We start from the raw sequence: 12,789 nt of genomic DNA, 5'->3' as shown, positions 1-12,789 counted from the left end.
AGCATGACCGCGTTCCGTACCCTCGACGACGCCGGCTCGCTCTCGGGCAAGCGGGTGTTGCTGCGCGTCGATCTCAACGTGCCGATGGAGGCCGGACGCGTCACCGACGCGACCCGGATCGAGCGGATCGTACCGACCATCAAAGAGATCGCCGACCAGGGCGGACGCGCGGTGCTGCTCGCCCACTTCGGGCGCCCGAAGGGCAAGCCCGAGCCGCGCGACTCGCTCCGGCCCGTGGTCGCGACCCTGTCGGAGAGGCTCGGGCGCCCGGTCGCCTTCGCCGACGATTGCATCGGCGAGGCCGCCGCCGCCGCCGTCTCCGCCCTGGGCGACGGCGAGGTGCTGCTCCTGGAAAACACCCGTTTCCATGCCGGCGAGGAAACGAACGACCCCGCCTTTACGGCCGCGCTGGCCGCCAACGGCGACGTCTACGTCAACGAGGCCTTCTCGGCCGCCCATCGGGCCCATGCCTCGACGGAAGGCCTCGCCCACCTCCTGCCGGCCTTCGCCGGCCGCCTGATGCAGGCCGAGCTCGACGCCCTCACCAAGGGACTCGAGGCACCGACCCGGCCGGTGATCGCGCTGGTGGGCGGCGCCAAGGTCTCCTCCAAGATCGACCTCCTGGAAAACCTGGTCACCAAGGTCGACAGCTTGGTGATCGGCGGCGGCATGGCCAACACCTTCCTGCACGCGCAAGGCTCGAGCGTCGGCAAGTCCCTGTGCGAGAAGGATCTCGCCGAGACCGCCCTGCGCATCCTCGCCGCGGCAAAGGCGGCCGGGTGCCGGATCATCCTGCCGGTGGACGCGGTGGTGGCGACCGAGTTCAAGGCAAACGCCCCCCACGAGACCGTCCCGGTCGCCGCGGTCTCCGAGACCGGCATGATCCTCGATGCCGGCCCGGCCTCCGTCGCCGAGATCGAGGGCGCCATCGACGAGGCGGCGACCCTGGTCTGGAACGGACCGCTGGGCGCCTTCGAGCTGACGCCCTTCGACGCCGCGACGGTGGCCGCGGCCCGGCATGCGGCCGAGCGCACCCGCGCCGGCAAGCTGGTCTCCGTGGCCGGCGGCGGCGACACGGTGGCCGCCCTCAACCATGCCGGCGTGGCGCAGGATTTCTCCTACGTCTCCACCGCCGGCGGCGCCTTTCTCGAATGGCTGGAGGGCAAGGTGCTCCCGGGCGTCGAGGCGTTGCGGGTGAAGGAATAAGCGTCGTCCCTCCCTCGACCTCATTCGGAGGGGCACGCGGCAGCGGGCCTCGAGGGAGGGTCCGGGGATCACATCGAGAACGGGAGGGCTCCTTCGAGGCCTCCGCTTCGCTACGGCACCTCAGGACGAGGTGATGGATCAGGATCGGCCTTGCTGTGCCGACCGCAGATGATTGGGAAACCGGATCATGGCACGCATCACCCTCAGGCAACTCCTCGACCACGCCGCCGAGTTCGGCTACGGCGTGCCCGCCTTCAACATGAACAACATGGAGCAGGGGCTCGCCATCATGGCGGCGGCCGACGCCACCGATTCGCCGGTGATCCTCCAGGCGAGCAAGGGCGCGCGCGCCTATGCCAACGACGTGGTGCTGGCCAAGCTGATCGACGGTCTCGTGGAGATCTACCCCCACATCCCGGTCTGCATGCACCTCGACCACGGCAACAACGAAGCCACCTGCGCCACCGCGATCCAGTACGGCTTCACCTCCGTGATGATGGACGGCTCGCTGAAAGCCGACGGCAAGACCCCGGCAGACTACGCCTACAACGTCGAGATCACCCGCAAGGTCACCGAGATGGCGCATTGGGCCGGCGTCTCGGTGGAGGGCGAACTCGGCGTGCTCGGCTCGCTGGAGAGCGGCGAGGGCGAGGCCGAGGACGGCCACGGCGCGGAAGGCGTGCTCAGCCACGACCAGCTCCTCACCGACCCGGACGAGGCGGTGAAGTTCGTGCAGGCCACCAAGGTGGATGCCCTGGCGGTGGCGATGGGCACCAGCCACGGCGCCTACAAGTTCACCCGCCAGCCCGATGGCGACGTGCTCGCCATGAACGTCATCGAGGAGATCCACCGCCGCCTGCCGACGACCCACCTCGTCATGCACGGCTCGTCCTCGGTGCCGCAGGACCTGCAGGACATCATCAACCAGTACGGCGGTGAGATGAAGCCGACCTGGGGCGTGCCGGTGGAGGAGATCCAGCGCGGCATCAAGCACGGCGTGCGCAAGATCAACATCGACACCGACAACCGCATGGCGATGACCGGCCAGATCCGGAAGGTGCTGGCCGAGAACAAGGCCGAGTTCGACCCGCGCAAGTACCTGAAGCCGGCCATGGACGCGATGCAGAAGCTGTGCAAGCAGCGGTTCGAGGAGTTCGGCACCGCCGGCCAGGGTTCGAAGATCCGTCCGGTCTCGGTCTCGGCCATGGCCAAACGCTATGCCGACGGTTCGCTCGACCCCCGGATCGGGTAGACGGACCGGACACGACGTCAACGCCAGGACCCCATGACCGCACCGCGCACCCGCCTCGCCCTGCTCACCCCGCACCGGGTCGAGGCCTCCCACGTCGATGGCCTCGTCGCGGCGATCCGCAGGGCCACCGCGGCCGCCGACGTGGCGGCGGTGGTGCTGCGGCTGGCGCCGGCCGACGAGCGCAGCCTCGTCAACCTCGTCAAGCGGCTGGCACCGGGCGTGCAGGAGGCCGGAGCGGCCGTCCTCGTCGCCTGTGCGGGCTATGACGGCGACCTCGTGAGCGTGGCGGCGCGGGGCGGCGCCGACGGCGTCCATCTCGACAAGCCCGGCGAGGGCGACCTGCGCGACCTGCGCGGGCGCCTCGCCGACGGCCGCATCCTCGGCGCAAGGGGCGGCGAGTCGAAGCACGCCGCCATGGAGGCGGGGGAGGCGGGGGTCGACTACGTGATGTTCGGCGGGCTCTACCCCGACGGCGTCGCCCCCGACGCGGAGCTCGTGCTGGCGCGCACGCAATGGTGGACGGAGATCTTCGAGACGCCCTGCATCGCCGTGGCGCAGGAGATCGGGCAGGTCGCGGCGCTGGCCGCCACCGGAACCGAGTTCGTCGGCATCGAGGGCGGGCTGTGGCTCGACGCCTCCGCCGATCTCGGCGCGATCATGGCGGTGCTGGCCGAGCAGGCGGCCCTGCGGGACGCCGCCTCGTGAGAACGCGTCCGTCACTGGCCCTGCTGGCGCTGCTCGGGGCGATGTCCACGGCGTCGGCCGAGACGCCCGGAGACGGGGTGCCCAAGGACGTGGTGCCCGCCACCCCGCGCACGATCAAGGTCGCCCCGCTCAAGGACCTGCCGACCCCCTATACGCCGGGCGCGATCGGGGCGGTGCCGGGCCCGTCGAGCAAGACGCCGGACGTGGCCTTCGGCGCCTACCAGCGCGGGCAATACGCCACCGCCTTCCGCGAGGCGACGAAGCGCATCGAGGCGGACCCCAAGGACGCCGCCGGCATGACGCTGGTGGGCGAACTCTACAACCAGGGCCTCGGGGTGCGGCAGGACCCGGTCAAGGCGGCCGAATGGTACCGGCTGGCCGCCGCCCAGGGCGACGCGCACGCCATGGCGGCCCTCGGCCTCATGGCGATCGACGGCCGCGGCGGCCCCAAGGACCCCAAGGCCGGACGCGCCTGGCTCGAACAGGCCGCCGCCAAGGGCGACGTCACCGCCTCCTACAACCTCGGCCTGCTGCTCCTGGGCACCGGCGCCCCGGCCGACCTGGCGCGGGCCGCCAGCCTGTTCGAGAAGGCGGCACAGGGCGAGATCGGCGCCGCCCAGCACAACATCGGCGTGCTCTATCTCCAGGGCCGCGGCGTCCCCAAGGACGCGTCCAAGGCCGCCGACTGGTTCCGGCGGGCGGCCGACAACGGCGATCTCGCCGGCGAGGTCGAGTTCGCCATCCTCCTGTTCAACGGCACCGGCCTGCCCAAGGACGAGGTCCGCGCCGCACGCTACTTCACGCACGCCGCCTCCCGCGGAAATGCCATCGCGCAGAACCGCCTGTCGCGGCTGTTCGCGGTGGGGCGCGGCGTGCAGAAGAACCTCGTGGAGGCGGCGGCCTGGAACCTCGCGGCCTCGGCCCAGGGCCTCACCGACGCCTGGCTCGACCAGACCCTGACCGGCCTGAGCGCCGAGGAGCGCTCCAGGGCCGAAAAGCTCGCGGCCGATCGCGCCGGCGGCAACTGACGCCCGTCTCACGAAAGCCCCCTGGGCCGTGCGCCTCAGGCCCGCGTCCACGGGGACGCTCGGGCGTGTCCTGTCGCGACGCGATCTGCTAGGGAACCCCCAGCCAGGACAACCCGGATCGGGCGGACCGGCCTCCCGACGAAGGGTGGGCCAGGCCGTGGCCCGTGCCGGGCCGGTCAGCCCTCCTGCCCGTCAACGACCCGGACTCGAAGCGACGATGATCAGCTCACCCCTCATGACCGTGATGGTCGATGCCGTGCGCAAGGCCGCCCGTGGCCTCAAGCGCGATTTCGGCGAGATCGAGAACCTTCAGGTCTCGCGCAAGGGGCCCGGCAACTTCGTCTCCGCCGCCGACCGCAAGGCCGAGGAGGTGCTTCGCGACGCCCTCATGAAGGCGCGGCCCGGCTACGGGCTGATCCTGGAGGAATCCGGCAACGTCGAGGGCCAGGACAAGAGCCACACCTGGCACGTCGACCCCCTGGACGGCACCACCAACTTCCTGCACGGCATCCCGCATTTCGCGATCTCGGTGGGTCTCGAGCGCGAGGGCCAGATCGTGGCCGGCGTGATCTACGATCCGATCAAGGACGAGCTGTTCGTGGCCGAGCGCGGCAAGGGCGCCTACCTCAACAACCGCCGCCTGCGCGTATCGGGCCGCAACGAGATGCCCGATGCGCTGGTGGCCTACGGCTCGCCCTACCTCGGGCGCGGCGACCACCCGAAGCTCCTGCGCGAGGTCGCGGCGGTGATGGCCGTGACCGGCGGCGCCCGCCGCTTCGGATCGGCGGCGCTGGACCTCGCCTACGTCGCCTGCGGCCGCTCCGACCTCTACTGGGAGCGCGACCTGCAGACCTGGGACATCGCGGCCGGCATCATCCTGGTGCGCGAGGCCGGTGGCTTCGTCACCAGCGCCGACGGCGGCGCAGAACCGCTCCTGGCCAAGTCGGTGGCCAGCGGCAACGAGGTGCTCCACGGGGAGCTCGTGAAGCTGCTGCGCAAGGCGCACGCCGCGGCGTGACGTCCGCTCTTTCAGAAGGACGAGCCCGTGCGTCGAGTAATCTGCTCACGGAGTCCTTCACGTGCATCGCCGTCGGCGGCGCCACGCCGCTGCCTTTCGACGTTGCGGCCACGGGCCGCCGCCTGGTCCAAGATGAAGTCGACGGACTGGATCAACCGGGCGGCCTCGAGTTCGCGCAGGAAGTCCCCCGTGCTGATGAGGCTGACCCGCTCCTCGACCACGGCACGGCGCTTGCGCACGTCACTGTCCTCGAACAGCAGCAGCGCCTGGGCCGTGGGATCGCTTTTCAGGAGGCGATCGAGCGTTTCGAGGGCGGCCTGCTCGCCGAGTCCCCGAATAGACCGTCCTTCCGCCAGACGCCGTTGCTGATCGATGCCGATATCGGTGGGTACGATCTGGACTGCGTCCAGGTTAGCGTTGATCCATTCCACGATTTGCTCGGCACCGGGCGCGCCACGAACCCGCGTCGCTTCGATATAGACGGCATCCGGAATACGGATCGGCAGCCCGGGCCGCAGCAGCACGTCGAGCGAGTCGGCAAGCACCAACGTCAGTAGCGGCGAGGTGTCGGTGACGATGAGGCGGAGGGGCGCAGTCATGTCCGGGCCCGCAGGGCCTCGCGCAGGATGGCACGACCGCGACCGCGACTCTCGACGTTCGGGCCGTCCATGGGGGCCACCGGTGGTCGCAACCCGAGTTCGCCGAGGTGGGCCAGCACCGTCACGTAGTCCTCGAAGCCAGCTTCGCGCAGCGCCTTCCAGCTCACGTCCCCGGCGGCATAGTCCCGGATCAGTGTCTCCCGGCCGGTTGTGAAGGCCTTTTGCTGGCGCGTGGCGTCGTCCATGGTCGGCTCCTCACGCCCCGGGCGAGAGCCGGCCCGGAATGCGGTGTCGCTCCTTATAGCACGAGCCGGACATTGGCCCCCTGTCGCGATCTTTCCAGCGCGATCCGTCCGCCCTCTGGCCCCGCCATCCGGCATCTGCTCTAACCCGCCCGCTCAGATCGAGACAGAAAGCCGCCCGCATGGAAGCCCGCCGCCACAACGCCCTCAAGGAGTCGATCCGCTCGATTCCCGATTACCCGAAGCCGGGGATCATTTTCCGTGACATCACCACCCTGCTCAGCGACCCGCGGGCGTTCCGACGCGCGGTGGATTCGCTGGTGCATCCCTATGCCGGCGGCCGGATCGACCAGGTGGCGGGGATCGAAGCACGCGGCTTCATCCTCGGCGGGGCCGTGGCCCACCAGCTCTCGTCGGGCTTCGTGCCGATCCGCAAGAAGGGCAAGCTGCCCCACGCCACCGTCTCGATCGCCTACGCGCTGGAATACGGCACCGACGAGATGGAGATCCACGTCGACGCCATCAAGCCGGGCGACAAGGTGCTCCTGGTCGACGACCTCATCGCCACCGGCGGCACCGCCTGCGCGGCGGTGAACCTGTTGCGCCAGATCGGGGCCGAGGTGGTGGCGGCCTGTTTCGTCATCGACCTGCCGGAGATCGGCGGCGCCCAGAAGCTGCGCGACCTCGACGTTCCGGTGCGGACCCTGATGGAGTTCGACGGGCACTGAGCGACGGGCTCCCCCCGCCCCTCAGCCGCGGGTATGGAGCGCCAGCGCGTCGGCCAGGTCGGCCCGGTCGGTCAGCTTGCGGCCACGGCGCTTCAGGTCGGCCAAAAGACTGCGGTCGGGAAACGGGCAATAGGGCAGCACCGCCGCCGTCTCTCCCTCCGGGATGGCGCCCGACAGGTCGATCCGCGCCAGGACCCGGTCGAGCAGGATGCGTCCGTGCTCGTGCAGGAGGACGGAGGCGCGGGTGGCCGTGGTGCCCGGCGGCAGGGCCACCGCCTCCTGGGCGAGGATCGCGCCGGCGTCGATGGTCACCGCGAGGTGGTGGACGGTGACGCCGAAGGCCGGCGGCTCTTCGGCGAGGGCGTGGATGGTCGGCACCGGCCCGCGATGGCGCGGCAGCAGGCCGGGGTGGACGTTGAGCCCGCCCAGCCGCACCCGCGCCAGGGTCGGCCCCGAGAAGATCTGGTCGAAGTGGAAGGCGACGATCAGGTCCGGCTGGTGCCGGCCGATCGTCGCGGCGACCTCGGTGCCGTTGACGTCGTCCACCCGCAGGGTCGGGATGTCGAGGTCCCGGCACAGGGCCCTGAGCGGGGTCGCCCCCGCCCGGCCGGTGGTGCCGGCCAGGCGCTGGATCAGGCCGGCGGCCGGCGCCAGCAGGTCGGGCAGGCCGAAGTTCACGGCGAGGTAGGGCAGGAATCCCGGCCCCGAGCGGGCGAGATGGCGCCGGACCTGGCCGACGAGGCCGCCCGTACTCGGGCGCTCCGCGTTGGAGAGCCCGACGAAGGCGATGTCGGCGGCATGCTCGGCGACGAAGCGGCGCACGGCCCGGGCGTTGGGCAGGGCCTCCAGCACGAACAGGGCGATGCGCGGGCGGCTCATCGGCTCGGCCCGTCCTGCGGCGTGCGGCTCGCCTTGCCGACCTTGAACGCAAAATCGCGCATGCCGAGCCGGCGCAGGCGCTCCGGCAGCAGGGCAGACAGCCGGGCGAGCGCCGCCAGCGGCTGCGGGAAGGCGACGATCTCGTCGTCCCGCGCCAGGCCCCTGGCGATCCGCCGGGCGGCCTCCTCGGCGCTCATCTCCATCGGCCGCCAGCCCTCGTAGTCGCCACCCATGGCGGTCTTCACGTAGCCCGGCGTCACCACGTTGATGCGCACGCCGTGGGGTTTCAGCTTGGCCCGCAGGGCGAGGCCATGGGCGAGAAGGGCCGCCTTCGTCCCGCTGTAGGCGGGCGCGTCCGGCAGCGGCGCGAAGGCCGCGAGGGAGGAGATCAACGCGATCTGGCCGCGCCCGCGCGCCAGCATCAGGGTGACGCCGGGCAGGGCGACGTTGAGGGCGCCGTTGAGGTTCACGTCCACGGTCTCGAAGGCGGCGGCCTCGGTCTCGACGCCGCCGGACGGGTCGCCGCCGTTGATGCCCGCGTTGGCGATGACGAGGTCGAGCCCGTGCGCGGCGTCGATCCGCGCCAGCCAGGCGCCGACCGCCGCCCGGTCGCGCACGTCGAGGGATTCGGTGAGCACCGTGGCGCCCTTGGCCAGGCAGGCCTCGGCGACGCCCTCCAGCCTGGCGAGGCCCCTGGCGTTGAGGACGAGGGTGGTGCCGGCCGCCGCATAATGGAGGGCGAGGGCCGCGCCGATGCCGCTCGACGCGCCGGTGATCAGGATGACGGGCATGGATCGACCGTTGGGGATTGGAGCTTGCGAGGCATAGCCCAGTCCCGCGGGCAGCGGCAAACCGGCTCCGCCTTGACGTCCGGCGCGGTGTGTCGGTACGGCAAGGGCCACTCATGTCGTCGATCCCGGCACGGACCGGGCCCGCTCCCGGCCCGTCGGCGAACGGGCGGCCCGCGCGCGGGGAGCGAGGGGCGACCTCCGGTATCGCCGGACCGGCCGTCGCGATCGACCCTGGAGACGGGAACCCGAATGGATCAGGGCAAGGTCAAGCGCCTGTGGCCGCGGACGCTCTCGGCCGAGGCGGCGCCGCCCGGCCAGCGCGGGCAGCGCGGCGTGCCGCGCCTCGCCAGCGAGCCGGTCTCCCGCCGCGTGCGTCTCACCGACCGCTGGCAGGAGGGGTTCCTGCGCCTGCCCGCAAGACCCAGGGACCGCTCGCTCAGCTACATCGTCGACGGCCTCGGGGTCTATTACGACGCCACCGCGCCGAGCGAGCTCGAGGTCATGCTCGAAATGGGCGGCTGGGAGGACCCGGCCCTGCTCGCGCGCGCCGGGGCCGGCCTGGCCGAACTGCGCCGGCTGGCGATCTCCGTCGACAACGACCCGCGCCGGCTCGACCTCGGCGCCGCCCTCGCCCGCCAGGGCGACGCCTCCGGCAAGCCCGTCGTCGTGGTGGTCGATCAGCCCCGCGGCGATCCCTCGATCGGGTTCGGTCTGGCCGGGGAGGGGCGCTTCACCGCCATGCTCGACGCCGCCATCGCCGAGAACCCGGGCGCGCAGGTGGTGGTGGTGATGGACCCCGCCGCTCCCTACCAGTCGGGCCCGGGGCACCTCGACGGGATCGCCTCGGAGAAGGGAGCGCGGCTGATGCGCGATCCCGTGGCGGCCTGGTCGGTGGTGGAGGCGGGGGCGGTCGTCTACGTCGTCACCAGCCACGTCGGCTTCGAGGCGGCCACGGCGGGGCGGGCGGTGGCCTGCTTCGGGATGCCCTTCTATGCCGGCTGGGGTTTCACCGACGACCGCCTCGACCTCGCCCGGCGCACCCGCGAACGCACGGCCGAGGAGGTGTTCGCGGCGAGCTACCTGGTGTCGTCGCGCTACTTCGAGCCCTACGGCGGCGAGCCCTGCAGCTTCGAGGAAGCGGTCGCCATCCTCGGCCTCTCGGTGGTGCGGGACCGCGAGAACGCCGTGCGTACCCTCTGCCTCGGGTTTCCGGCCTGGAAGCATCCGTGGCTGCGCAAGACCCTGTCCTCGGTGGGCAACGCCCCGGTCATCGCCCGCAAGGGAGCGGCGGTGGCGGCGGGCGACCTCTCCGGCTACGGCCGCGTCGTCGCCTGGTCGAGCCGGGCCCCCGCCGAGACGCAGGCGGCCTGCGGCGCGGCCGGCGTGCCGCTGGTGCGGATGGAGGACGGCTTCCTGCGCTCCATCGGCCTCGGGGTCGCCCTGAGGCCGGGGGCCTCCTACGTCCTCGACGGCACCGGGATCTACTACGACGCCACGGCGCCGAGCGACCTCGAACGGCTCCTCGAGGCGGAGGACTTCGACGCGGCCGTGCTCGAGCGGGCGGTCCGCCTGCGGGCCGCCATCGTCGAGGCGCGCATCAGCAAGTACAACGTCGGCAGCGGGGCTATGCCGGCGCTGCCGAAGGGCCGGCCCGTGGTCCTCGTGGCGGGCCAGGTGGAGGACGACGCCTCGATCCGGCTCGGGGCGACCGGGATCCGCACCAATGCTGCACTCCTGCGCATCGCCCGCGAGCGCAACCCCGGCGCGGTCATCGCCTTCAAGCCGCATCCCGACGTGGAGGCGGGCCTGCGGCCCGGACGCATCGCGCCGGCGGAGCTGGAGCGCCTCGCCGACGTGGTCCTGCGCGACGTCTCGGCCCCCGATGCCATCGAGGCGGCCGATTCGGTGGAGGTCATCACCTCGCTGATCGGGTTCGAGGCGCTGTTGCGCGGCAAGCCGGTGACCACCCACGGCCTGCCGTTCTACGCGGGCTGGGGCCTGACCCGGAGCCCGGAGTGCCCACGCCGCACGCGCAGGCTCACCCTCGACGAACTCGTGGCCGGGGCGCTGATCCGCTACACGCGCTATCTCGATCCGCGCACGGGACTCGCCTGCCCGCCGGAGGTGGTGGTGCGGCGCCTGGCCGACGGCGACCCGGGACTGGCGCGCCGCGCGCCAACCCTTGAGGCGGCGCTCAAGCACATCTGGTCGCTGGCCTTCCGGCGCCTGCTGCACCGGAACGGCTGAAGCGCACCGCTGCGGGGCTTCTCGCCCCGCAGGCCGCGCCGACCGCGATCGAAGATCTTCAGGCGTTCTGCAGTCGCTCGATGCCGAAGGCCTGCTCGCCGGTCCAGCGGGTGTCGCGCGCGCCGCGGGCGGCCCGCGCCCGCGCTTCGAGCCAGGCACCGTCGGCGAGATCGAGCTTGGCGGCCGCCGCCTGCACGGCGGCATCCAGCCCTTCGCGCTTGTAGTAGACGCCGCGGATCTGGATGTGGGCGACGATCGCCTTGAGGAAGGCGTTCCACAGGTCCTGGCGCGGCGTGGTCCCGCCGGTCCAGAAGTCGTCGAGCTTGCCCTGGAAGGTCAGGCCATCGATGTCGTAGACCGCCTGCCCGAGGGTCATGACCGGAGTCTGGGCCCGCATCGCCCACAGGCCGACCGTGCTGTTGACGGTGACGACGCCCTTCGACTTCTCGAGGAGCTTCGGCAGGTCGCCGCCGTCGAGGTAGTCGACCCGGTCGGCGACGCCCCATTTCTGGGCCGAGCGCGCGACGATGCGGCGCCAGTTGCGCACGCCCGGATCGAGGGGGTGGACCTTGACCATCAGCCGGGCATCGGCCGGGGCGTTCTGGGCGAAGGAATTGATGACCTCGTGGATCGGGGTCTTCAGGTCGAAGTACGGGGAATAGGCCCGCAGCTGGAAGTCGTTCTCCATCTGCAGGGGCAGCACGTAATAGGGCACGCCGGAGGCCTGGACCTCGGCGATGCGCGCGTTCGCCTTGAGGCCGTCGCGCCGCGCCCGCAGGATGTGCAGTCCGGTGCCGATGTAGACCATCGCCGGATGGTGGACCTGGTGCGAGCGGTAGCCCGGGTGCAGGAACCACAGCCAGTTGCTGAAGAAATGATAGGCCATGTCCCACATGACCTGGGTCTTGAAGTCGTCCTTGAAGCGGGGCTTCAGGTCGAGCTCGGGGGCCTGGCGGGCCAATTCCATGATGGCGTCGGGATCGCGCGGGAAGCAGCTCTCGCCGGACATGCCGTTGCGCTCGAGGGTGATCCAGTCCGGGCGCAGGTAGCCGAAATCGGTCACCGTGATCTTCACGCCGCGGGCCTTGGCGGCCGTGATCGCCACCTTGTGGTAGAACCGCTGCTCGCCGAGCAGGACGATGTCGGTGACGCCCTCGCGGTCGATCAGGTCGGCGATGAAGGCGGGCCAGGCGTCGCGCTTGCCGGTGAAGTTCACCGCGCCGGGGCGGCGCCAGAACAGGCGGTCGCCGAAGCACAGGTTGACCCGCAGGCAACGGTGGCCGCGCCCTTCGAGGGCGGTGGCGATCTCGGCGAAGAAGGGCGTGATCGGCCCCTGCAGGAACAGGAAGACCTGCCGGGCCGGCGACGGGCGGGGGCCGGAAGCCCGGGGAGACTGGTCGATGCTCGAAGTCAGGCTCGATCCCACGTGCTCACCCCACATGACGCCACTCCGGCGAAGCGGAACGGCTCGTCCATTCGGTCCGGAAGATGAGCCGCGCGATCGGGCGCGGCTATGTCTTCGATGCAACAGCCGGGAAAACTCACCTGATTTCCCGACGATCTTCGACCGCGGACGAGGTCCGGATCGCAGTCTCTTCGCGGCGTCGGCCGCTGGAATCATTGCCCGGCGCCGCGACGGCCCGGTTTAGAACCGAGATCTTGGCAGCATCAAGGACGCCGCCGCCCCATCCACGGCGGCAAAGCCTGGCGTGGCCCGAAACTCGGGTGTGCCCGAAACTTGGCCGTGCCCGAAACTTGGCCGTGCCACAGTGCGACCGCAAAGTTCGACGAGCACCCGGACCTGAGGCGTCAGGCCCGATGCGGCGGCCCTTAAGCCGATCGCAGGGTTTGGCTGCGCTCCATCACCGATCGATCCTGCGGGCCGGGCGACAGGCCCGCGCCGGGACGGCAAGGACACATATGCTGCGCGTTCCCTCCGTTCCGGTCTCGCTGAAAGCCAGCGCCGCGGCGGCGACCCTGGCGACGATCCTGCTCTCGGGCTGCTCGTCGATCCTGCCTGCGGCGGGTCCGACGACGAGCGCCGTTCTGGAGGGGGCGGACGTGACGACGGCGCAGGGGACGTTCGCGCGCTAC

Annotated in this window: 12 protein-coding genes and 1 pseudogene; 8 read left to right on the top strand and 5 right to left on the bottom strand. The window is 71.3% G+C overall.

Features of this window, described 5'->3' with window-relative positions; genetic code table 11:
• The first annotated feature begins 3 nt into the window (after window positions 1-3).
• The 5 genes from ASF39_RS08055 (at window position 4) to ASF39_RS08035 (ending at window position 5,209) form a co-directional block, all read left to right on the top strand.
• Window positions 4-1,206, top strand: a complete 1,203-nt coding sequence (locus ASF39_RS08055) for a phosphoglycerate kinase (RefSeq protein WP_056282622.1) — start codon at window positions 4-6, stop codon at window positions 1,204-1,206.
• A 187-nt stretch (window positions 1,207-1,393) separates the two neighbouring features.
• Window positions 1,394-2,458 carry a class II fructose-bisphosphate aldolase gene (gene fba / locus ASF39_RS08050; RefSeq protein WP_055881364.1) on the top strand — a complete coding sequence of 355 codons (1,065 nt, stop codon included), beginning with the start codon at window positions 1,394-1,396 and terminating at the stop codon, window positions 2,456-2,458.
• A gap of 33 nt (window positions 2,459-2,491) precedes the next feature.
• The gene (locus ASF39_RS08045; RefSeq protein ID WP_056282620.1) at window positions 2,492-3,163 is read left to right on the top strand and encodes a thiamine phosphate synthase; all 672 of its coding nucleotides are present in this window, start codon (window positions 2,492-2,494) and stop codon (window positions 3,161-3,163) included.
• Window positions 3,160-4,191 (top strand): tetratricopeptide repeat protein, encoded by a 1,032-nt coding sequence (locus ASF39_RS08040; RefSeq protein ID WP_244472317.1) that lies wholly within the window; start codon window positions 3,160-3,162, stop codon window positions 4,189-4,191. The genes ASF39_RS08045 and ASF39_RS08040 overlap by 4 nt, the downstream gene beginning before the upstream one ends.
• A gap of 217 nt (window positions 4,192-4,408) precedes the next feature.
• Window positions 4,409-5,209, top strand: a complete 801-nt coding sequence (locus ASF39_RS08035; RefSeq protein ID WP_056282618.1) for an inositol monophosphatase family protein — start codon at window positions 4,409-4,411, stop codon at window positions 5,207-5,209.
• 11 nt (window positions 5,210-5,220) lie between these two features.
• Here the strand turns inward: ASF39_RS08035 and ASF39_RS08030 are convergent, their stop codons facing one another.
• Window positions 5,221-5,808, bottom strand: coding sequence for a hypothetical protein (locus ASF39_RS08030; protein WP_056282612.1), 588 nt, complete (start codon window positions 5,806-5,808; stop codon window positions 5,221-5,223).
• Window positions 5,805-6,053 (bottom strand): hypothetical protein, encoded by a 249-nt coding sequence (locus ASF39_RS08025; RefSeq protein WP_056282609.1) that lies wholly within the window; start codon window positions 6,051-6,053, stop codon window positions 5,805-5,807. The genes ASF39_RS08030 and ASF39_RS08025 overlap by 4 nt, the downstream gene beginning before the upstream one ends.
• A gap of 179 nt (window positions 6,054-6,232) precedes the next feature.
• Here ASF39_RS08025 and ASF39_RS08020 point away from each other — a divergent pair, with 179 nt between their 5' ends.
• Complete coding sequence (locus ASF39_RS08020; protein ID WP_055881352.1) at window positions 6,233-6,778, top strand: adenine phosphoribosyltransferase; 546 nt, start codon at window positions 6,233-6,235, stop codon at window positions 6,776-6,778.
• Between the two features lie 21 nt (window positions 6,779-6,799).
• Here ASF39_RS08020 and ASF39_RS08015 read toward each other — a convergent pair whose 3' ends face one another.
• Together ASF39_RS08015 and ASF39_RS08010 are read right to left on the bottom strand one after the other, a co-directional pair.
• Complete coding sequence (locus ASF39_RS08015; RefSeq protein ID WP_055881349.1) at window positions 6,800-7,657, bottom strand: formyltransferase family protein; 858 nt, start codon at window positions 7,655-7,657, stop codon at window positions 6,800-6,802.
• On the bottom strand, window positions 7,654-8,448 hold the full coding sequence (locus ASF39_RS08010) for an SDR family NAD(P)-dependent oxidoreductase (RefSeq protein WP_056282607.1): 795 nt from the start codon (window positions 8,446-8,448) through the stop codon (window positions 7,654-7,656). Before ASF39_RS08010 ends, ASF39_RS08015 begins: the two co-directional genes overlap by 4 nt.
• A gap of 249 nt (window positions 8,449-8,697) precedes the next feature.
• On the opposite strand from ASF39_RS08010, the gene ASF39_RS08005 reads away from it, so the two are divergent.
• Window positions 8,698-10,695 (top strand): capsular polysaccharide biosynthesis protein, encoded by a 1,998-nt coding sequence (locus tag ASF39_RS08005; protein ID WP_056282604.1) that lies wholly within the window; start codon window positions 8,698-8,700, stop codon window positions 10,693-10,695.
• Between the two features lie 58 nt (window positions 10,696-10,753).
• Here ASF39_RS08005 and ASF39_RS08000 read toward each other — a convergent pair whose 3' ends face one another.
• On the bottom strand, window positions 10,754-12,136 hold the full coding sequence (locus ASF39_RS08000; protein ID WP_082494436.1) for a capsular biosynthesis protein: 1,383 nt from the start codon (window positions 12,134-12,136) through the stop codon (window positions 10,754-10,756).
• A 509-nt stretch (window positions 12,137-12,645) separates the two neighbouring features.
• On the opposite strand from ASF39_RS08000, the pseudogene ASF39_RS22295 reads away from it, so the two are divergent.
• Window positions 12,646-12,789, top strand: a pseudogene (locus ASF39_RS22295) (sugar transporter); the annotation flags it as partial.

It is taken from the genome of Methylobacterium sp. Leaf108 (genome assembly GCF_001423265.1).
Lineage (GTDB): Bacteria > Pseudomonadota > Alphaproteobacteria > Rhizobiales > Beijerinckiaceae > Methylobacterium.
Note: the sequence above shows the minus strand (reverse complement) of the source record. Positions and strands in the feature narration are given on the sequence as shown.